The organism is Bacillus crepusculi (assembly GCF_014764715.1).
Taxonomy (GTDB): Bacteria; Bacillota; Bacilli; order Bacillales; family Bacillaceae; genus Bacillus.
Genome location: NZ_JACXXE010000006.1, coordinates 113,830 through 135,151 on the forward strand (window position 1 = coordinate 113,830; position 21,322 = coordinate 135,151).

Genomic DNA, 21,322 nt, shown 5'->3' on the forward strand with positions numbered 1-21,322 from the left:
TCATGTCATGTTAGAATAGTAACGACTTAGGGAACAGAGGCAAAGGAGTGCAGAGATTTTGAGTAGAAATTCTCGATTTGAACATCGTGATAAGCGCAGAAAGGCGAATATGGTGCTTAACATATTAATTGGTATCGTTGTGGTGCTTATTTTGGTTGTCGCATCGAGTTTGTTAATTTTTAATAAACCAAATGATACAGATGTAGCGAAAGAACCTTCTAAAACGGCACCTGCATCGAGTGAAAATAAACAAAACTCAGAAGAAGATGTGAAAGATCAAAAGAAAGATACATCCGATGATTCAAATGCCAAAAAAGAGGATTCATCTGATCAAAACGATGATACAAAAAAATCGGATGATGAAAAAGAACCAAGCAAAGATGCGTTAAAAGACGCCAAAGAAACAGACGGCGGCAAAACGAGTGATGTAGATAAAACATACGAAAACGATGACTGGGAGCCTGTAGGAACAGAGCAATCCGGTTCACATACAGCCACCTATAATTCTAACTCACAAGACTGGAAAGAAATGATCAAAGCCATGTCTTATGCGACTGGAATTTCAGAAGATCAAATGACAGTTATTTGGTTAGGAAATAACGGAGGACCTCAAGATGCAAAGGGAACCATCCGTGACAAATCAACAGGTGAACGCTACCGCGTCGAGATTACGTGGGTGGATGAAAAAGGCTGGAAACCTGTGAAGGTTGAAAAATTAAAATAAAACTAAAAAAAGATAGCAGACTTGCTATCTTTTTTTATTTAGACATTTGCTTTAAAATGAACAACCGCTGTATACAAAATCCGGTCATCAATGACAGTCGTTTGATGACTCACTGAATGAACAGTTAACAGGATCGCCTGATTATGTTCAATTTGTTTTTGGATTTTCTGTTCAAGCTCTTTTAAAGACGCTGCCTCAAAAAATTCAATTTTATCCTTTAAAAAATCCAGTTGGAAATCCATTTGATTCACCCCTTCATGCTCTTCATTCATCTTAATCTCTCTCCTCTAAAAGGGCAAATATTTTTCTACCCCTCCCAGTATTTTTTAGTAGGAAAGATACAGAAGTTGTGATAGGATAGGAACTGTTCGACGGAACAAAACATACTATACGCATAGGAATAAATAGATAAAGTGGAGGGAAAGAAAATGGGACGTGAATTTCTTTCTTTATTTGATCAATGGGCTGAGTCTTATGACGACACTGTAAGTGGTCATGATGAGCAGTATGAAGAGGTGTTTCGCCGATATCCGGCCATTTTAAAAGAGATTGCTCGACGTTCAGGACAATATGTCCTCGAGTTTGGAAGCGGCACGGGGAACCTGACGACGGCGCTGCTTGCAGCAGGTAAGAACGTGTTTGGCGTTGAACCATCAGACGCCATGAAGAAAGCGGCTCTTCAAAAAGGGGTGCCAAATGTATTTCATGATGGGGATTTTTTATCCTTTCCAGCGCCGCCATTTGAGCCGGATACGATCGTCAGCTCATATGCTTTCCACCATTTAACGGACGAAGAAAAAAAACAAGCCATTCACACCTATAGCAACATCCTGCAATCAGGTGGTAAAATAGTCTTTGCTGATACAATGTTTCAAAATCAAGCAGCGCATCAAGCTGAAATCGACAAAGCGAAAGCAGCTGGGTTTGACCAACTTGCAGAGGATTTAGAAACGGAATACTATCCATCCATTGATGTGTTAAAGCAGATCTTCGAAGAAGAAGGTTTTAGCACGTCCTTTCATCAAATGAATGATTTTGTTTGGATCGTAGAGGCGAAGAAAAGGGAATGAAAGGATGTTTTTTGATTTGAAAATCGCAGTTATAGGTGCAATGGAAGAAGAAGTCACGATTTTAAGAGATCAACTAAAGAATGCCACACAAGAAAACATCGCTGGGTGTGAATTGACAACAGGTGTTTATGAAGATAAAGAAGTGATTTTATTAAAATCCGGGATTGGAAAAGTGAATGCCGCGGTCAGCACAACACTACTGCTTGACCGCTTTCAGCCAGATTATGTGATCAACACAGGGTCGGCTGGCGGTTTCCATCACTCATTAAATGTAGGTGATATTGTCATATCTACAGATGTCAGACATCATGATGTGGATGTCACCATCTTTGATTACGAATATGGACAAGTGCCAGGATTGCCAGCAGCTTTTGTTGCAGATGAAAAGCTTGTGAAACTGGCTGAGGAATCTGCTTTAGAGATCGAGCATATTCAAGTCGTAAAAGGGACGATTGCCACAGGAGATTCGTTTATGAATGATCCTGATCGAGTAGCGTTTGTGAGAGAGAAGTTTCCAGATCTATATGCGGTGGAAATGGAGGCAGCAGCCGTTGCACAAGTATGTCATCTCTTTGGAACACCATTTGTTGTCGTTCGTGCGCTATCGGATATTGCGGGGAAAGAATCCAATATCTCCTTTGATCAATTTCTTGAGCAAGCAGCGATTCACTCAACAGATCTTGTCCTGCGTATGATAAAGCAAACACAATAAAAGAAGGGGTTTCCCCCTTCTTTTCCATGCAAAGGAAGGGAAACATATGGCTGTCATAAAGGATATTACAGAATTAATTGGTCACACACCACTTCTAAAGCTGTCAGGAATTGGGGTTCCGGCAGGTGTTGACGTGTATGCAAAGCTTGAAATGATGAATCCAGGTGGAAGTATTAAGGATCGTTTAGGTGACATGCTCATAAGAGAGGCGTTGGCATCTGGCAAATTGCGGCCTGGCGGAACCATTATTGAAGCGACCGCTGGAAATACAGGAATTGGGCTTGCCTTAAACGCAAGGAAGCATCAATTGCGTACCATTTTTTGTGTACCAGAGCATTTTAGTCAAGAAAAACAACAGCTGATGAAAGCGCTTGGTGCAGAAATTATTCATACACCAAGACAAGAGGGCATGAAAGGTGCGATTGATCGAGCCCTTGAACTAGAGGCAAGCCTCGACAATGCCTATTGTGTTTTACAATTTAAAAACCAAGTAAATCCATTGACTTACTACAGAACGCTTGGCCCAGAATTATGGTCTGACTTACAAGGGAACATCGATGTTTTCGTGGCAGGAGCAGGATCTGGAGGGACTTTTCAAGGGTGCGCCGCCTATTTAAAAGAGCAACATCAGGCGTTAAAAACGGTTATTGTGGAGCCAGAAGGATCGATTTTAAATGGCGGAAACCCAGGTCCCCATAAAACGGAAGGAATTGGTCTTGAATTTATTCCAGATTATATGGAAACGTCTTTATTTGATGAGATATATACCGTCAGTGACGATGATGCTTTCCGAATGGTAAAGGAAGCCGCTGAAAAAGAAGGCATTCTGCTCGGAAGCTCTTCTGGCGCCGCGTTATATGCTGCTTTAGAGGAAGCCAAAAAGGCAGCACCTGGGACAGTCATTGTCACCATTTTTCCTGACAGCAGTGAGCGATATTTAAGTAAAGGAATTTATGAGGGAGGAAAATAAAATGAAACCAAAAACAATGATGATTCATAGCGGAACAACTGGTGATGAAAAAACAGGCGCCGTATCTGTTCCCATTTATCAAGTAAGCACCTATAAGCAGCCGAAGGCGGGCGAACATACAGGATATGAATATTCTAGAACAGCGAATCCAACAAGGACTGCACTGGAAGCAGTTATTCGTGATCTCGAAGGAGGAGCAAACGGCTACGCATTCGGTTCAGGGATGGCCGCTATTACAGCCGTGATGATGCTGTTTAACAGCGGAGATCATATTGTCCTGACAGATGACGTGTACGGTGGGACCTACCGCGTTATCACAAAGGTGCTAAACCGCATTGGCATTGAGGCGACCTTTGTTGACACAAGTGATCCTGAAGCGGTGAAAAAAGCGATTTTACCTGAAACAAAAGCCGTTTACATTGAATCACCGACCAATCCGTTACTGAAAATGACTGATCTACAAGCCATTAGTCGCATTACAAAAGAAGCCAACATTTTAATGATTGTAGATAACACGTTTTTCACACCGTATTTTCAAAAGCCGATTGAATATGGGGCTGACATTGTCCTGCACAGTGCGACAAAATATTTAGGCGGCCATAGTGATGTGGTAGGTGGACTTGTCGTGACAGCAACGAAAGAGCTTGGAGAAGAACTCCACTTCGTTCAAAACTCTACAGGGGGTATTCTTGGACCTCAGGACTCGTGGCTTCTCATGAGAGGGATGAAAACACTTGGACTAAGAATGGAAGCCCATCAGCAAAATGCGCAGAAAATTGCCGAATTTTTAGAACAACATCCAGCGGTCACACGTGTTTATTACCCAGGTTTGAGTGCACACCCAGGTCATGAACTTGCGAAAACGCAAGCATCAGGCTTCGGTGGAATGATCTCTTTTGATATTGGCAAAGAAGAACATGTCGATGTATTTTTAAGCCAGTTGAAACTGTTTACGATCGCAGAAAGCCTTGGAGCGGTTGAAAGCTTAATTTCTGTTCCTGCTCGAATGACCCATGCGTCCATTCCGAAAGACCGCCGGGAGGAGCTTGGCATCACAGATGGTTTAATTCGTATTTCCGTCGGTATTGAAGATGTTGAGGATTTACTAAATGATATGAAGCAAGGACTGAATGCACTAGCTTAATGGATAGATTTACATGCTCCTCACTTTCTCTCACTATGTTAAGCTATGAATAGACATTGAATTCGGGAAGGTGAAACAAGTGAAGGAAAAGTGGAGTGGTTTAGTGACAGATTACAAGCAGTACGCTTTTATTTTGCTTGCTGTCAGCACCTTTTTATATATTGGTACGATCTTACCTAATCAGCACATCGAAGCATCTCCAAAAATGCTGATGATGGCAGTAGATTGCGTGTTCTTATTGGCAGCTTTTCTTTGTGTAAAACGTGCGATCTTTTTTCAAAAGAAGCTACAAGAACTAGATGAAGATTAATTCGTAAAGTCTCCTCATATGTTGAGGAGGCTTTTTTGGTTGGGCAATCAGCTAAAAATGATTGTAGAAATTTAGTCAAAAACACAAAAAACACCTAAATGACTAAAAACAGGTTTACAAAATGGTGCTTGCTGGATATACTTACAAAGTAATTAAAAAACGTAAAGGAGGCTGAAGAATATGTTATTCGTATCTACTTGTGATCAATTCAACCAACAATTTCATCATGTCATCAGCCTGTGGAAGAGCTCGTGTCCTTCCTTTACCTATTACGGTTCACGCTTCAAAACTGTTTAAGTAAACGAGGATTTAATGCGCATCATCCATCGCAGGTTGAGAGACAATGTCTTTTGATCTGCATTTTTGTGTGCCCGCAGGTCAACTGATAAAGAAGATCTGCGGGCTATTTCGCATGCTGCGAACTGAAGGGAGGTGAGCGTATATGACAATCCATTTATTTTTTATTACATTGACGATTCAGCGTAAATACAAAGACATTGAGACCGTTCTTTACGAACAAGAAGTCGAATCATTTTATGAAGAAATGAAACAGAAACAACTAAAGTATATGAACTAGAGCAAAAAATGAAAAATGTGAAAAGGAGGAGATTGACATGTTTATGATGCTGGCAATGCTTGATTGTTACACTAGGGAGAAGGACCAGGTTTAGACACGCTCCACATTGATCACCTGCACATATGATAACCGTAAAAGGAGATTGTGAGGTGATCAATGAATGTCGATGTCACCATATATGAGGTTTCCGTCAGTGGGGCACGGATATACGTCTATTCCGCATTCCTTAAAGCACGGGTACGGCAATCCATACCGACTGCAAAGAGAGCAAGAGGAAATGCTCAGACGCTATATGTACAATTACAATTATCCAACTTATTGGTATTAAAGAAAAGGAGCAGGAAACGTCTTGGTTTCCTGCTTCTTTTACATTAGCAAATCCAGCTTGCACCGATGATGATTAACAAAATGAACAGTACAACAAGCAACGCGAATCCGCCTGCAAAACCGCCACCGTAGCCACCGCAGTAGCCTCCAGAATAACCGCCAAAGCCCATAATCTAGCACCACCTTTATCTAATCAAGATACATTCATAAAATATGCAGCGCATGCAGAAAACGAAATCAATCTGAGCACAATTAATGAAAACGCCTATTCGATTAAATATTTTTAACGTCTTGCGAAACATTTTCTGAAAAGGTGCCGTCTAATAAAGGACAAACAAATTAGGACTAGGTCTTAACTTTTGTTAGGTGAGAGCCGATATGAAAAGTAACAAAATTCGTAAATAGTTATATTTACTGGTGCAAAGCAGGTGTTAACATTGATTCAAAGCTGGATTGGAAAACAAATGAGGGAACCAAAAGGCTTGTTCTCAAAATGGGTTGCCCGCTATATGGAAAAAAATCATCATAATATCAATGAATGGACGATTCAACTATTAAATATACAAGAAAATGACCGAATATTAGAAATCGGTACAGGAAGAGGCATGACATTATCAAAAGTAGCAGAAAAACTTGATCGAGGAAAAGTATATGGAGTAGATGCCTCTCGTCATATGGTCAAGTATGCAAAAAGAAAACATAAAAAGCTTGTGGAACAGGACAAAGCCGTCATTACGCTTGGTCAGGCTGAGCATTTACCTTTTGAAGACAGATCATTCAATAAATTATTTACGGTGCAGACCATTTATTACTTGAAAGATATTGAGCAAGTCATGAAGGAAGTGTACCGCGTCCTTCAAGTGGATGGAGAAGTATTCTTATCTTTCCAAAGGCAAGAGCTGATAAAGGAACAAAAACGTTCACAGTCTTTTTCGTCGTACAGTGAACAAGAGATCAGCCGCCTATTTTCAGCATATCACTTTAGAGACGTCTCGGTTTATCACTATGATACATACATCTGTATCAAAGCTTTAAAATGATGAAAATATTTCCCAGGTAATGAACAAGCACTTAAAAAAGAGGCTCTTCATCGGAAGAGCCTCTTAGCGTGCGATGGAATCCATCATTCACGGCTCACAAATACAAATAAAGGCTCCTATAAGAAGAGCCTTTTGTATTTCATTCATATGTAGGGGCCAGCCAGGTGTGTAAGGAATGATAGTATATATAAGGAATTTGTTTGTCGATTAAGGATACCTGTCTGGCTTACTCATTATATCGACACCGTTCTGCAAATGTTTAGCTTTTTTATCAATATTTTCTTTTTTTATTTGACTGGAAGAACCACTTTTCTCTCACCGGTAGACAATCATTCATTTCTTTTTGTAACAATGTGTGGTTTGAAGCAGGGAAACGTCGAAAGATAGAGAAAATTGTAGAGACTTCATTTTTAAACAAAAAGGGAGGAATGAGAACATGTCGGGAAACAAAGGTGTCGTTTATAAAGGAGCAGGAAATGTAGCAGTTGAGGATATTGGATACCCTGATTTGGTCTTAAAGGATGGCCCGGGTGTCCCTAAAGCCAATGTTGGACGCAAATGTGAGCATGGCGTCATTTTAAAAGTGGTGACGACAAACATTTGTGGAAGTGACCAGCACATGGTGAGAGGGCGTACCACTGCACCTGCAGGACTTGTCCTTGGTCATGAAATTACAGGTGAAGTCGTTGAGGTTGGACGCGATGTGGAGTTTATTCATAAAGGAGACCTCGTGTCTGTTCCGTTTAATATTGCTTGTGGACGCTGCGTCATGTGTAAGGAACAAAAAACCCATGTGTGCTTAAATGTAAACCCGGATCGTCCTGGCTCCGCCTATGGATATGTGGATATGGGCGGATGGGTTGGCGGTCAATCCGAGTACGTCATGGTTCCATATGCGGATTTCCAGCTGCTCAAATTTCCGGACAAAGATCAGGCAATGGAAAAAATACTTGATCTCACGATGCTCTCTGATATTTTCCCGACAGGTTTTCACGGCGCCTATACGGCCGGAGTAAAGCCGGGCTCTACTGTATATATTGCTGGTGCAGGGCCAGTCGGTCTTGCAGCAGCACATTCCGCACAGCTTCTTGGTGCTTCTGCTGTAATTGTCGGCGATCTCAATGAACAAAGGCTGGAGCAGGCTAGAAGCTTTGGGTGCGAGACGATCAATTTACGAAAGCATGATCGAATCGGCGAACAAATCACGAACATCTTAGGAGAGCCCGAGGTCGATTGTGCCGTCGATTGTGTCGGCTTTGAAGCTTCAGGTCATGGAGATCAGGGAGAAGCACCTGCGACCGTTTTAAATACCATTATGGATATTACAAAAGTTGGTGGTAAACTTGGAATCCCAGGGCTTTACGTCACAGAAGATCCAGGTGCAGTGGATGAGGATGCAAAAGTCGGTTCACTGAAAGTGCGAATTGGACTTGGCTGGGCCAAAGCGCATACCTTTGTGACAGGCCAGACCCCAGTCATGCAATATCACCGCAGTCTCATGAAATCCATTTTAAGTGGAAGAGCACAAATCGCTAAAGCCGTCAATGCGACCGTCATTAACCTTGACCAAGCTCCTAAAGGATATAGTGACTTTGATTCGGGTGTAGCGAAGAAATTTGTGATTGACCCGCATGGGATGATTTCTAAATCATGATCCATTTCAAATAAGCTGGAGAAAAACTTACAGGAGAGAATCTCTTGTAAGTTTTTTTTGTATGTTTTATTTTAAATGACCTGTACTATTCTTCAGTATTTCATATCATGTTAAAATATATAAATTGGAAATATTATTCTTTAGTTGAAGGTCATACCATATCATTTGGTTGATAGGATAGGAATTTACTAGGGAGATTTTTAAAGAGTCGTATAATGACTTTATGTGAAGAAATAGGGGAGAGATGTTGATTGCTAAAGGTAGATGATATCAAGAAAAATTAAGAGCCCAATCAAGGTGAACTGAATCAAGAAATTTTTCAGATTCTCGAAAAGAATACCAAATTTCTTTGGATAAAGGCGACTGAAAGTGAAGCAAAAGAATTCGTATCAAATGAAAAGGCTGTTGCGTCTATTGAAATCGCAAACCAGCTGGCACCATTTCATTGGATGAAGAAAATCTAGATGGTCAAGCAAGCCAGCAGCCAAATTTAATGCCACTTGGTTTTACAATCATGTTTATGATGTTTGCAATCTCAAGCTCAGTGTCATCTATTCATTTGGAATATAAAGATTATACATGGCAACGATTGCTTTCGAGTCCTATCCATAAAATATATGTGTTACTTGGATATTTCATTGCTTATTTTCTTCTTGGTTGGATACAATTAGGTGTTTTATTGACCGTCTTATCTGTGTTCTTCAACATGTACTTAGGCAACCTCCTTCTCATTTTCTTGTTTGGGTCATTCGTTATTGGCCTTGTCGTGAGTTTAGGTTTTATGATTGCTACTTTATCTCAAACAAAAAAACAAGCTGAAATCTTTAGTGCCATTGTCATTGTAGGAACATGCATGCTAGGTGGTATTTATTGGCCTTTGGATATTGTTCCAGACATTATGCAGAAGATGTCGTTGGCCACTCCACAAACATGGATGATGTCTGGTTTTGGTGAAATCATGAGCGGCAATGTCAATCATTCAATCTTATTAATAGACACGGCGGTTTTAGTTGCTTTTACGATTGTATGTATGATCATTGGTTTGAAAAGTATTAGGTCATATTAATCCTTTTGTTTCGTTACATTTTACCGCATAAAAAATGGTATGATAAACGACAACATCTCATGGAGAAAGGATTGGATGAATGATGAATTTTCAGCATAAAACCGTCATCATCACAGGCGCGGCCAATGGAATTGGTGAAGTCATCGCATGTGGCTATGCAAAAAAAGGGGCGCGTGTGGTGCTTGCGGATATAGATGAAGAGAAGGGCAAGCGTTTGGAAGAACAGCTCAGAAAAGAATCCTTTGAAGTTTATTTTAAAAAAACAGATGTGAAACAAGAGAAGGACATTCAACACTTAATGTCGTTTGCGGCGGAGCGCTGCAAAACGATTGATATCCTTATCAATAATGCTGGTGTCATGTGCACAGTATCGCCCTATGAACTAACGGTCGATGAGTGGGATCATGTGCTGCATACAAACCTAAGAGGGACTTTTTTATGTGCAAGAGAAGCGGCACGTTATATAAAAAAGAATCAAAAAGGGGGGGCGATTGTAAACATTTCATCCACCCGCGCAACTATGTCAGAGCGTGATACGGAAGCGTATGCGGCATCAAAAGGCGGAATATCTGCGCTTACTCATGCCCTAGCGGTTTCCTTTAGTCAGGATCACATAACGGTTAATAGCATTTCCCCTGGATGGATTGAAACGAAGGATGAGAAAAGTCTTCGAGAGATCGACCATCAGCAGCATCTTTCCAATCGAGTCGGCACGCCAAAGGATATTGCGCAAGCTTGTTTTTATTTAACAGATGAAGACAATCAATTTGTGACGGGAACAGATTTAGTCGTTGATGGCGGCATGACCAAAAAGATGATCTATGCGGATTAACATGAAAAAAATATTGACGCTTTGATCAAGGCGAAGTACAATATGTAACAATTCAGCTGAAGATCGTATAAAAAGGAAAAGCGCAAATAGAGAAGAGTACATAATGGCTGCCTCATACAGAGAACTCCGTTGAGCTGAGAAGGAGCTGGGAAGCATTATGGAACCAAGCCTCTTAGCTCTGTACCGGATTCCTACCGGATGGTGGTGCAGCGACATTCTCCCGTTATAGAGAAGGGTTAATGATGACCTGATAAGGTTCATCTGGCAACAGGTGAATGAACTGAGGTGGCAACGCGGAATGAATCCCGCCCTCAAGACAGAAATGTCTTGGGGGCGGGATTTTTTTATGACAAATAATTGGGGGGACAACGATGAAAAAACATTGGCGGGATATGAGTATGTTGCTTGGAGCCATCGGGATCGCGAACTTGGGAGAATGGATTTATATGATTGCCCTCCATCTGCTCATTTTTCAGGAAACGGGCTCTGTGCTTGCTGTAACAGCTGTCTATATGATCAGGCCAGCTGCTGCTCTTTTGACAAATAGCTGGTCTGGCAGTTTGATTGACAGGCTCAATCAGCGGAATGTGATGATCAGTCTAGATATATGCCGGGCTTTTTTGATTGCATGTGTGCCCGTCGCCTTATTTTCAGGACACCTGCTGATCGTATATGTCACGGTGTTTCTCATTCATATGGCACAAGCGATGTTTCATCCAGCGTCGATGGTGTATATGACAGAGCTGATACCGGCGGATAACCGCAAGCGGTTTAATGCCATTCGATCTTTATTACAATCGGGTGGATTTTTACTAGGACCTGCAGTAGCGGGGCTTCTATTTCTAATCGGTACACCTGTCTTTTCAATTTATGTAAATGCGATCTGTCTTTTAATATCTGCTTTTTTAACGATGTGTTTACCGAATTTGTCAAAATCAGACGATGGGAAAAAGGACTTTTCTCTTTCAATATTAAAGGAGGATGTGAAGCTTGTTCTTCGATTTAGTATGACGTCAAGCCAAGTGATGACGGTGTATTTGTTATTTATTGCTGCCATGACAGTTCTGCCTACTGCCATTGATTCGCTTGAAACAGCCTTTGCAAAAGAAGTACTGATGCTAACCAATACAGAATATGGTCTTCTTGTCAGTATAGCTGGAGCGGGGATCATCGCAGGTGCCTGTCTCAATTCGGTCATTGTCGAGAGGCTGCCTGTTTCTATCATGCTTGGGGGCGGTAGTTTGTTTGTGGCTTGTGGCTATCTGATCTATGCTTTTTCTAGTACATTATTGGTAGCGGCTGTGGGCTTTTTTGTTCTAGCATTCTTTTTAGCATTTGCCAACACAGGTTTTATGACATTCTATCAAACGAACATCCCGGTAGAGGTCATGGGGAGGGTAGCGAGCTTTTATGCTTTATGTGAAGCCATTCTGACGATTGGCATGACAGCTATCTCTGGCGGACTGGCACATGTTTTATCTATACGAGCTTCTGTCATCACCGGGTGTATATGTATGCTTCTTGTCTGTCTGTTGCTATGTTTTGTCATTTTTCGTCCATTGACTGTCAAAAAGATAGTGCATCTTACTTAGAAAATTAAAAAAATTATGTTATCATTATTTAAGTAAGTTAATTAAATTGATGAGAAAAGGAGTCTTACAAATGAAAGCACTACGCTGGCACGATCAAAAGGACATTCGACTAGAGGAAATTGACGAACCAACAGTTGCTCCAGGAAAAGTGAAACTAAAAGTAAAATGGTGCGGCATTTGTGGTAGTGATTTACATGAATATCTAGGAGGACCTATCTTCATTCCAGTGAATGAGCCTCATCCACTGACAAAAGAAAAGGCACCTGTTACACTAGGACATGAATTTTCTGGTGAGGTTGTTGAGGTAGGAGAAGGCGTGAGCAATTATAAAGTAGGCGATCGAGTGGTTGTAGAACCAATTTTTGCGACTCACGGGCATCAAGGTGCTTATAACTTAGATGAAAACATGGGCTTTTTAGGACTTGCTGGAGGCGGCGGTGGCTTCTCTGAATATGTATCAGTTGATGAAGAATTACTTCATTTATTACCAGACGAAATATCATATGAGCAAGGCGCGCTTGTAGAGCCTTCTGCAGTAGCTTTATATGCAGTTCGTTCTAGTAAAGTACAAGCTGGAGATACAGCGGCTGTATTTGGCTGCGGACCAATTGGCTTACTTGTCATTGAAGCGTTAAAAGCAGCTGGTGCTACAGATATTTATGCAGTTGAATTATCAAAAGAACGCCAAGAAAAAGCAAAAGAGCTTGGAGCTATCATTGTTGATCCTTCTCAGTATGAAGATGTTGTTCAAGAAATCGCACGCCGTACAAACGGCGGGGTCGATGTTTCTTTTGAAGTGACAGGTGTACCTGTTGTATTGAAGCAAGCAATCCAATCAACTAGAATTTCAGGCGAAACAGTCATTGTGAGTATTTGGGAAAAAGGCGCAGAAATCCTGCCGAATGACATTGTCATTAAAGAACGTACAGTCAAAGGAATTATCGGCTATAGAGATGTATTCCCATCTGTATTAAACTTAATGAGAAAAGGCTATTTCTCCGCAGAAACACTCGTCACGAAAAAAATCAAGCTGGACGATGTGATCGAGGATGGCTTCCACGCTTTAATCAATGAAAAAGATCAAGTGAAAATTTTAGTCAGTGCTGAATAGTAAGACAGCAAAGGGAATGGCATAAGCAGCCATTCCCTTTTTTTTTTGCGTTTGGTGTGATGCCTGGTCATCTTCATAACGAGGGCTGCGATTGAATAGTGATAAGTGAAAAGATGTTTGTAAATAAGGAGATGACATCATGTTTTATCACATCAAAGAACTGCAATATGAAGCAAAGCCTTCTAAGCCTGATCCGCTTTATGCGAAAAAATTGCAAGAGGTATTAGGCGGTCAATATGGAGAGATCAGCGTCATGATGCAATATTTATTTCAAGGCTTTAATTGCCGAGCGGATCAAAAATATAGGGACTTATTATTTGACATTGGAACAGAGGAAATCGGTCATGTTGAAATGCTGGCGACGATGATCGCACGTTTACTTGATAAAGCGCCAGTAAAAGAACAAGAAGAGGCATATCAAAGCGATCCAGCACTTGCAGCTGTCATGGGCGGGATGAACCCTCAGCATGCAATCGTTGCAGGTTTAGGAGCGATGGCAGCAGATAGTCAAGGATATCCGTGGAATGCGAAGTACATCATTTCAAGCGGAAATTTAATGGCTGATTTTCGGGCAAATTTGAATGCAGAATCACAAGGCCGACTTCAGGTGACAAGGCTTTATGAAATGACCGATGATCGCGGCGTAAAGGATATGCTTTCCTTTCTGATTGCTCGTGATACATATCATCAAAATATGTGGCTTGCGGCAATTAAGGAATTAGAGGAACGAGAAGGAGATGTCGTCGTCCCAACCACCTTCCCGCGTTCACTGGAAAAACAGCAAGTATCCTATGATTTGTTTAATTTCTCAAGAGGGGAAGAAAGCAAGGAAGGTAGATGGGCGCATGGCCGAAGCATGGATGGAAAAGGGGAGTTCAGATATATTTCTGCACCTGTCGTGTTCGGCTCTGCACCAAAACTAAAACCGGCACCAAAAGAAATGTTTAACACGCCAAAAAAGGGTGAATAAATAGATAAAAAAAGCCGATCAGGTTTTAAGCCTGATCGGCTTTTTTTAACGTCCGAGAGATCTACCATACACGCTCACTCGTTTCTCTAACAATGCAAAAGCTAGTTCAAAGAAAATGCTAAGCAGCCAATAGATTAAAGCAGATACGAGAGATCCCCATGATTTCCAGTAAACCAATTGTAAACGCAAGGGATGTGGCTTTTAGTGGCAGGCTGAGGTCATGAAGACGACGGTGAACGAAGAAACCATATCTAGGTGAAAGTTCAAACCGAAAGTGCCGTTCATATTGATCAGAAAGTTCCTTTGACATATGTACTTAATATTGATAAAATTTAACACATTAAATCCTATAAGTAAAGTGTGTTTTATTCGTTCTGATTGGAAAAATTATCTATCATAGATTGCGAGAAACAGAGGAGTTGGAAACGTTTTGTCTAAAGCATTATTTGTCGATACAGATTTTCAAAAAACATGGCTCCATCAATTAGAGTCTCTTCGTGAAACGATTGAACAATCCGCAAAAGAACATGACGAAGGCGCTTATTTTCCTAAAAAGAATATCGAATCATTAGTAGACATGGGCTATACAGCTTTGTCTCTGCCTGTTGAATATGGAGGCGGAGGCCAATCTGTGACGGATATGGTTCTCTTTCAAGAGACGCTCGGTAGCATGGATGGAGCGACTGCCTTATCGATCGGCTGGCATCAAGGGGTTGTAGGCGAAATTTATGAAAAGAAACTATGGAGTGAAAAGCAGCTACAATTTTTTGCTGAAGAAGTGAAAAAGGGCGCTCTTGTCAACCGGGCCGTGAGCGAGGCGCAAACAGGCAGTCCAACAAGAGGGGGGAAGCCTGGGACAACCGCGACTAGATCAGGTGATCATTGGGTGATCAATGGACGTAAAATTTTCACCACGATGTCCCCGGCGCTCACATATTTTTTAGTTGGCGTATGGATCGAAGAAAAAGAAGCGCTCGGCTTCTTTTTAATTCATCGTGAGACAAAAGGAGTTTCTATAGAAGAAACGTGGGATGTTGTCGGCATGAGAGGAACAGAAAGCCATGATTTAATCTTAGATCAGGTGGTGGTCTCAGATGACATGCTTGTTGAAGTGCAAAATGGACCTCGGGGCGGTACGTTAAACCCTTGGATCGCACATATTCCGTCCTGCTATTTAGGAATTGCACAAGCGGCAAGAGACTATGCCGTTCAGTATGCCATCACCCATTCACCGAACAGTATCAGCGGGACAATTAGTGAGCTACCAAATGTCCAAACGCTTATTGGCGAAATCGACTTGTTATTAAAGCAAGCACGTCACGTCATCTATTCAACGACTAAATTGTATGAGCAGCCAGAAAAAAGAGAGCTGTTAACCAATGAATTTGGCGCTGTAAAGCATACAGTTGTCAATCATAGTCTGCAAATTGTCGATAAAGCGATGCGGTTAGTCGGCGCCAAAAGCTTAAGCCTTGGCTGCCCGCTACAACGTTATTATCGTGATGTTCGTGCTGGGCTCCATAACCCGCCAATGGATGATATGACAATTTCGAAAATGGCAAAGCAGGCGATTGAAGAGAAAAAATCGAACATACAATAAACAAGAAAGCCGGATAAATTCGGCTTTTTTTGTTGGAAAAAAGAGGACAAGTGGCTCTTATTTCTCATCAGGCAGCATGCTACAATCGATAGCAATCATGAGAAGAGGTGCGATAGTTTTGAAGAAAAAGCATATGAAATGGCTGTTTTCAGGCATCATGCTTGTGGCACTTTGTATAAGCCATCCTTCATCAAGTGAGGGAACAACACCAGCATGGTCAGTAGATGAATTGATGAAAGGCCGGGAAGGCACATTTGTGATTCAAGAAGTAAAAGAAAAGTCGCCTTGGGTGTATAACAAAAAAAGAGCGAACGAACGCTTTGCACCTCAATCGACCTTTAAGGTGGCAAATGCCTTAATCGGACTTCAAACAGGCGCAGTGAGAGATGAATACGATATCAAATATTGGGACGGAGTGAAAAGAGAAATTGACCGCTGGAATAGGGATCATACACTCGGTTCCGGCATGAGAGATTCAGTCGTCTGGTACTATCAAGCCATGGCGCGTGACATCGGGGAAGAACGCATGACTCATTGGGTGAAAGCCATTCATTATGGGAACGAAGACATATCAGGCGGAATCGATCAATTTTGGTTAAGCAGTACGTTACGCATTTCTCCGGTAGAACAAGTTCGTTTCCTGAAACAGCTATATGAAGAAAGCCTCCCATTTGATCGCTCCGCCATGAAAACTGTCAAACGAATGATGATACAAGAAGAAGAGCAGAATACCACTCTATACGGAAAAACAGGCTCCGGTTCAGGCATCGGGTGGTACGTAGGATTTATCAAGCATCACAACAAAACCTACATTTTTGCTACAAATATTGAAGGGACCGGAATAGAAGCAAAAGACATCACCTATCGTATATTGAAAAAATATCATTTGATTGAAGCATCCGTTTAGGGTGCTTTTTTATGTGAAAAAGGGTATATATTGATAAGTTGATGATATATGGATTAGTTTGAAATAATGGTATATTTATAGGGGAATATTGAAGTGAAATAGAGATAAAAAATCACTTTCTGAAACAACTATTTAGGAGATACAAAAGGTGAAAATTTGAAGAAAAATAAATTGAACACTTTGATCAAAGAATTTATCGCAGATATCGAAAAAGAATTAACAAAAATCGTACTGAAGATAGTGAAAGAAAATTAAAAATTAAAGTCTAAATAAGATTATAAAAACATTGATAGAAAGGCGAAAGGTCCATGAACATCAGCCAAGATAAACAATTCTTAATCAATGATTTGAAGAAACGCTATCAATACATTTCTCATTCCGCTTATCCAGATGATATCGTTTCTTTTGAAGAGGAAACTGGTATGTGGTCCGAAGATTTTTATGAATTTTTTGCACTTATTGCAGGCAGCTTAAGTTATGTAATCGATAACAAACGAATACCGAAAAAACAGTTAAACGTGCTGCGTCAGCCATTTGAAGAGCGGTACCCTCAAATCAAATCGTTTCAACCTATCCTTGAATCGTATCCTTTATTGCATTCCTATGTTCAATATCATGAAGAAACAAGAAAACGTATCATTGCACTTATACAATAACCTCTTGGAGGACAAGCTATGGTATGGTTTTTAGATGAAAAAATCTAGAAACAAATTCCCAATTTCGATGGCAACCATCTAAACCAAATCAATGAATTTCAATACTTTAAAGAGTATAATGAGCATGACGGCTTGATCAATTGGATTGCCCTGCATATCCCATACGAATTTGCGACCCATCAAGCAATCTAAAATTCACCAATGTATCATCTGTTCAAATGAAAGGTTAGGATTTAACAGACTAGTCTTTTCTTGAACATTTAGCCTTCTTCATCCCAACACAGAAAGGTGCAATGACATTGAATCGAATCATGAAATGGCTCTTATTTGCGGCGGTCATCGCTGGATTATTGGTATGCGCATTCTTTGTGTTCCGTTTCAACCAGCCTAAACCGACAACCAATATCCATTATGCAGACACACAAAATAAACAGCAAACACTCGATATGTACATGCCAAAGGGCAAAGATGAAGACAAAAAGAAGAAGCATCCAGTGATGATCTATCTCCATGGCGGCGGCTGGACAGGCGGCGATAAGAATAGAGTCGCTTCAAAGGCTGATTATTTTACGGGTCAAGGCTATGTGTTTGTTTCGATGAATTACCGGCTTCATCCAGATGCCCACTATGAGCAGATGGCAGATGATACGGCGAATGCCATTAAGTGGGTCAAGGATCATGCGGATGAGTATCAAATCGATTCATCAAAAATCAATGTCATGGGTCACTCAGCGGGCGGTCATTTGACGGCATTGGTGGCCACAGATTCGACTTACTTAAAACGTGTGGACCTGTCGCCAAAAACGATCAATTCCATCGTGATTTTAGATGGTCCGTTAAACATCAATCAATTTATACAAGCTATTCCATCGTATAAAAAAGTGTTTGGCAAACAGGAAAAGAACTGGACAAAGGCTTCGCCTGTCACTTATATGAACGAAGCCAACCTGCCACCTGTTTATTTGGTCACAGGCTGGGAAAATCCTGAGGTGTACCGATTTGCTGAAAAGCTGAATCATGATAAAGGCTCTCGGTTTGTTTTTCGGGTTCATACGCTGAGTCATAGTGACCTGAATAAATGGTTTGGATCAGACAGAGCGCCAAAAGAAGCACAAAAAATGACGGAGGCTGTGATGGCTTTTGTTAAAAAACAAAATCAATAACGAAGACCATATGTTCGACAATCCATTTTGTTGCAGTTATCATGAAATCTAAGTGGTTTGTTATTAAAGGAGTGTATGTCGTTGTCATCACGAATGGAAAATAAAGTGTTCAATTGCGAAAAAGAGCTGACGCTGAATATTATCGGCGGTAAGTGGAAAATGCTGATTTTATGGCACCTTGGCAGAGAAGGGACAAAACGTTTTGGTGAGTTAAAGTCGTTAATGCCTGGGATTACGCAAAGAATGCTTGTCAATCAGCTAAGAGAATTAGAGGAAGATCACATTGTGCACCGGGAGGTTTATCCTGTCGTTCCGCCAAAGGTGGAGTATTCTCTCACAGAATTAGGAGAAAGCTTAATGCCGATTTTAGAGGCGATGTATGATTGGGGAAAACAATATCTCGACAGCAATTTTTTAAAGGATGATAAATAGAAATACAAAGGGCTAAAATGACTTTATTTTAGCCCTTTGTCTTCTTTTCAGCATGATAGAAAACCTTTGAAGTCTAGGAAGGACGAGTGGAGCGAATTGTACATTCGTGAGCACTGGCACGCAGGACTGACAATGAATGCGAAGGTTTGTCTACACGCTGAGATACTGGTCGAAAGACAGTATCTTTTTTGTAACCATATGCGAAAAAGTATAGTATGTAAAAAAAAAGTGCGTACTAGGATTGCTTCATTCCTGTTGTTATACTCGTTTCATGCAACAAATATTCAAGAGGTATTATCTGCGGAGATTTTGAACATGATATAAATGAACAGGAGTGAATATTGATGAAATTACAATTAGCATTAGATTTAGTGAATATACCAGAAGCGATTGAACTAATCAAAGAAGTAGAAGCATCCATTGATGTGGTCGAGATTGGAACACCAGTTGTGATCAACGAAGGACTTCGTGCTGTAAAAGAAGTCAAACAGGCATTTCCAAATTTACGTGTCCTCGCTGATCTAAAAATTATGGATGCGGCCGGTTATGAGGTGCAGCAGGCATCTGAAGCTGGAGCAGATATCGTCACCATTCTTGCGGCAGCAGAAGATATGTCGATTCAAGGAGCGGTGAAAGAGGCGAAAGCAAGAGGCAAAGAAATTTTAGTCGATATGATTGGCATTAAAGATATCGCAGGCCGTGCAAAAGAGCTGGATGCGCTTGGAGTCGATTATATTTGTGTTCATACAGGTTATGACCTGCAAGCGGTTGGTCAAAACTCATTTGCTGACCTTATGACGATTAAACAAGTCGTCAAACAAGCAAAAACAGCGATTGCAGGCGGGATTAAGCTTGAGACTTTACCTGAAGTCGTGAAATTAAACCCTGATTTGATCATTGTCGGCGGCGGTATCGCAAGCCAGGACAATAAAGCAGAAGTGGCTGCACAAATGAAGCAGTTGATCTCGCAATCATGAACACAAGTGACTATGTGAAGGCGATTTTGAGTGAGCTTTCTGAGTCCTCCTCAGCCATTCAAGACGAACAAGCAGAGCGGCTTGTCAAAAGCCTTTTAGCTGCACGAAAGGTCTTTGTGGCAGGGGCAGGCAGATCTGGTTTGATGGGGAAATCGTTTGCCATGAGATTGACGCATATTGGCATCCGTGCCTTTGTAATTGGCGAAACAAATACGCCTTCCTTTACAGAAGAGGATCTCTTAATTGTAGGAAGCGGCTCTGGTCGAACAGAGACTTTGCTTGTGTTTGCGAAAAAGGCAAAAGCCATTGGCGGAAAAGTGGCAGCTTTCACGCTTTCGGTTGAGTCACCTATAGCTGATCTATCGGATGAAGTCATTTTACTGTCAGGTGCGCCGAAGGATCAACATGAAGGAAGCAATCATACCATTCAGCCGATGGGCTCATTATTCGAGCAATCGTTGCTTTTGATGTACGATGCGGTCATTTTGCGGTTAATGGAAATAAAAGCGCTCGACACACATACAATGTACGGTCACCATGCGAATTTAGAATAGCCATATTCAAAGCCTTTCCTTTTTTAGAAGGAAAGGCTTTTTCGTCTACATGGAGAGCAGCATCTTGACATAAGTGATCGGATGTAACTATAATAGTTACATCTTAAAAGAAAAAGCGTAAGCACGGAAGGAAGATGAAGATGAAAGTACAAATATGGTCAGATATCGCCTGTCCTTTTTGTTATATAGGAAAAAAACAGCTGGAAACAGCGCTTGAACAATTCCCTCAGAAGGAGCAGGTCGAGATAGAATTTAAAAGCTTTGAGCTTGATCCGCATGCACCTGTTGAAGTCGATTATGATGTGCATGATATGCTCGTCAAAAAATATGGGATGAGCCGCAGCAGGGCCATTGCGATGAATGAGCAGGTGAAGCAGGCGGGCAAAGAGAAAGGAATCGATTTTCAATTCGATCCGCTCGTTTTAACAAACACCTTTGTTGCCCACCAGTTGGCGCAATATGCAGGTCAAAAGGGAAAAGGCGATCTCGTCATGGGAGAGCTGTTTCAAGCGTATTTTACAGATGGAAAGCATGTAGGGGATCGTGAAACCCTTTTAGCTATAGCAGAAAAAGCTGGTCTTGATTTGAAGGAAGTGCAGCAAGTTTTAGACGGCGAAGAATTTGCAGATGATGTGCGAGAAGACGAAAAAGAGGCGAGACAGCTTGGCATTTCTGCTGTTCCTTTTTTCCTCATCAATAAAAAATATTCAGTAGCAGGAGCGCAGCCAGCCGATACCTTCCTGCGTGCACTTGAAACAGCTTGGACAGAGGAAGCAGCTCAAGCTGAGAAGGCTACTGACCATTCGTTTGAAGCGGCATGTGCAGATGGCGTATGCGCAGTGCCTTCTCCTAAAGAAGAGGCATAATAGACATTTTCCCTATCTTTATTTAAGATGGGGATTTTTTATTGATTAATCATAAAGATACCTTTATA

At 41.2% G+C, this 21,322-nt stretch carries 25 protein-coding genes; 23 read left to right on the forward strand and 2 right to left on the reverse strand.

The window, feature by feature from the left end:
• Positions 1–58: 58 nt before the first annotated feature.
• Positions 59–724: a YrrS family protein gene (locus IEE86_RS12225; protein WP_191097465.1), complete on the forward strand. Its 666-nt coding sequence runs from the start codon at positions 59–61 to the stop codon at positions 722–724.
• A 38-nt stretch (positions 725–762) separates the two neighbouring features.
• Here the strand turns inward: IEE86_RS12225 and IEE86_RS12230 are convergent, their stop codons facing one another.
• Positions 763–966 carry a YrzA family protein gene (locus tag IEE86_RS12230; RefSeq protein WP_008358500.1) on the reverse strand — a complete coding sequence of 68 codons (204 nt, stop codon included), beginning with the start codon at positions 964–966 and terminating at the stop codon, positions 763–765.
• Positions 967–1,152: 186 nt separating this feature from the next.
• Here IEE86_RS12230 and IEE86_RS12235 point away from each other — a divergent pair, with 186 nt between their 5' ends.
• The 7 genes from IEE86_RS12235 to IEE86_RS12265 all read left to right on the forward strand — a co-directional run bounded on the left by IEE86_RS12235 (position 1,153) and on the right by IEE86_RS12265 (position 5,835).
• Positions 1,153–1,794 (forward strand): class I SAM-dependent DNA methyltransferase, encoded by a 642-nt coding sequence (locus tag IEE86_RS12235; RefSeq protein ID WP_191097466.1) that lies wholly within the window; start codon positions 1,153–1,155, stop codon positions 1,792–1,794.
• 16 nt (positions 1,795–1,810) lie between these two features.
• Entirely contained in the window at positions 1,811–2,506 is a 696-nt protein-coding gene (mtnN, locus tag IEE86_RS12240; RefSeq protein ID WP_191097467.1) for a 5'-methylthioadenosine/S-adenosylhomocysteine nucleosidase, read from the forward strand.
• A gap of 46 nt (positions 2,507–2,552) precedes the next feature.
• The gene (locus tag IEE86_RS12245; RefSeq protein ID WP_191097468.1) at positions 2,553–3,476 is read left to right on the forward strand and encodes a PLP-dependent cysteine synthase family protein; all 924 of its coding nucleotides are present in this window, start codon (positions 2,553–2,555) and stop codon (positions 3,474–3,476) included.
• Position 3,477: 1 nt separating this feature from the next.
• Positions 3,478–4,620, forward strand: a complete 1,143-nt coding sequence (locus IEE86_RS12250) for a bifunctional cystathionine gamma-lyase/homocysteine desulfhydrase (RefSeq protein ID WP_191097469.1) — start codon at positions 3,478–3,480, stop codon at positions 4,618–4,620.
• 79 nt (positions 4,621–4,699) lie between these two features.
• Entirely contained in the window at positions 4,700–4,930 is a 231-nt protein-coding gene (locus tag IEE86_RS12255) for a YrhC family protein (RefSeq protein ID WP_191097470.1), read from the forward strand.
• Positions 4,931–5,372: 442 nt separating this feature from the next.
• Positions 5,373–5,507, forward strand: a complete 135-nt coding sequence (locus tag IEE86_RS12260; protein WP_191097471.1) for a YrzI family small protein — start codon at positions 5,373–5,375, stop codon at positions 5,505–5,507.
• Between the two features lie 166 nt (positions 5,508–5,673).
• Positions 5,674–5,835 (forward strand): hypothetical protein, encoded by a 162-nt coding sequence (locus IEE86_RS12265; protein WP_224740973.1) that lies wholly within the window; start codon positions 5,674–5,676, stop codon positions 5,833–5,835.
• A gap of 43 nt (positions 5,836–5,878) precedes the next feature.
• Here IEE86_RS12265 and IEE86_RS19685 read toward each other — a convergent pair whose 3' ends face one another.
• Positions 5,879–6,004 (reverse strand): YjcZ family sporulation protein, encoded by a 126-nt coding sequence (locus tag IEE86_RS19685; RefSeq protein WP_008342643.1) that lies wholly within the window; start codon positions 6,002–6,004, stop codon positions 5,879–5,881.
• A gap of 267 nt (positions 6,005–6,271) precedes the next feature.
• Here IEE86_RS19685 and IEE86_RS12275 point away from each other — a divergent pair, with 267 nt between their 5' ends.
• The 15 genes from IEE86_RS12275 (at position 6,272) to IEE86_RS12345 (ending at position 21,254) form a co-directional block, all read left to right on the forward strand.
• Complete coding sequence (locus tag IEE86_RS12275) at positions 6,272–6,874, forward strand: class I SAM-dependent methyltransferase (protein ID WP_191097572.1); 603 nt, start codon at positions 6,272–6,274, stop codon at positions 6,872–6,874.
• 436 nt (positions 6,875–7,310) lie between these two features.
• Positions 7,311–8,528: a formaldehyde dehydrogenase, glutathione-independent gene (gene fdhA, locus IEE86_RS12280; protein WP_191097472.1), complete on the forward strand. Its 1,218-nt coding sequence runs from the start codon at positions 7,311–7,313 to the stop codon at positions 8,526–8,528.
• A 445-nt stretch (positions 8,529–8,973) separates the two neighbouring features.
• Positions 8,974–9,594, forward strand: a complete 621-nt coding sequence (locus IEE86_RS12285; protein ID WP_224740960.1) for an ABC transporter permease — start codon at positions 8,974–8,976, stop codon at positions 9,592–9,594.
• 82 nt (positions 9,595–9,676) lie between these two features.
• The gene (locus tag IEE86_RS12290) at positions 9,677–10,426 is read left to right on the forward strand and encodes an SDR family oxidoreductase (RefSeq protein WP_191097573.1); all 750 of its coding nucleotides are present in this window, start codon (positions 9,677–9,679) and stop codon (positions 10,424–10,426) included.
• A 371-nt stretch (positions 10,427–10,797) separates the two neighbouring features.
• A complete protein-coding gene (locus IEE86_RS12295) occupies positions 10,798–12,018 on the forward strand; it encodes an MFS transporter (protein ID WP_191097473.1) in 1,221 nt (406 codons plus the stop codon).
• Between the two features lie 70 nt (positions 12,019–12,088).
• Positions 12,089–13,129 carry a 2,3-butanediol dehydrogenase gene (locus IEE86_RS12300; RefSeq protein ID WP_191097474.1) on the forward strand — a complete coding sequence of 347 codons (1,041 nt, stop codon included), beginning with the start codon at positions 12,089–12,091 and terminating at the stop codon, positions 13,127–13,129.
• A gap of 139 nt (positions 13,130–13,268) precedes the next feature.
• Positions 13,269–14,099 carry a manganese catalase gene (locus IEE86_RS12305; protein ID WP_191097475.1) on the forward strand — a complete coding sequence of 277 codons (831 nt, stop codon included), beginning with the start codon at positions 13,269–13,271 and terminating at the stop codon, positions 14,097–14,099.
• 430 nt (positions 14,100–14,529) lie between these two features.
• A complete protein-coding gene (locus IEE86_RS12310) occupies positions 14,530–15,699 on the forward strand; it encodes an acyl-CoA dehydrogenase family protein (RefSeq protein ID WP_191097476.1) in 1,170 nt (389 codons plus the stop codon).
• A 118-nt stretch (positions 15,700–15,817) separates the two neighbouring features.
• Complete coding sequence (gene blaBPU / locus IEE86_RS12315) at positions 15,818–16,606, forward strand: BPU family class D beta-lactamase (RefSeq protein ID WP_224740961.1); 789 nt, start codon at positions 15,818–15,820, stop codon at positions 16,604–16,606.
• Positions 16,607–16,914: 308 nt separating this feature from the next.
• Complete coding sequence (locus IEE86_RS12320) at positions 16,915–17,262, forward strand: YxiJ family protein (RefSeq protein ID WP_191097477.1); 348 nt, start codon at positions 16,915–16,917, stop codon at positions 17,260–17,262.
• Positions 17,263–17,555: 293 nt separating this feature from the next.
• A complete protein-coding gene (locus IEE86_RS12325) occupies positions 17,556–18,425 on the forward strand; it encodes an alpha/beta hydrolase (RefSeq protein WP_191097478.1) in 870 nt (289 codons plus the stop codon).
• A 75-nt stretch (positions 18,426–18,500) separates the two neighbouring features.
• Positions 18,501–18,857: a transcriptional activator HxlR gene (hxlR, locus tag IEE86_RS12330; protein ID WP_012010675.1), complete on the forward strand. Its 357-nt coding sequence runs from the start codon at positions 18,501–18,503 to the stop codon at positions 18,855–18,857.
• Positions 18,858–19,201: 344 nt separating this feature from the next.
• Positions 19,202–19,834, forward strand: coding sequence for a 3-hexulose-6-phosphate synthase (hxlA, locus tag IEE86_RS12335; RefSeq protein ID WP_191097479.1), 633 nt, complete (start codon positions 19,202–19,204; stop codon positions 19,832–19,834).
• Complete coding sequence (gene hxlB / locus IEE86_RS12340; protein ID WP_191097480.1) at positions 19,831–20,388, forward strand: 6-phospho-3-hexuloisomerase; 558 nt, start codon at positions 19,831–19,833, stop codon at positions 20,386–20,388. The genes hxlA and hxlB overlap by 4 nt, the downstream gene beginning before the upstream one ends.
• 140 nt (positions 20,389–20,528) lie before the next feature.
• On the forward strand, positions 20,529–21,254 hold the full coding sequence (locus IEE86_RS12345; RefSeq protein WP_191097481.1) for a DsbA family oxidoreductase: 726 nt from the start codon (positions 20,529–20,531) through the stop codon (positions 21,252–21,254).
• Positions 21,255–21,322 lie beyond the last annotated feature (68 nt).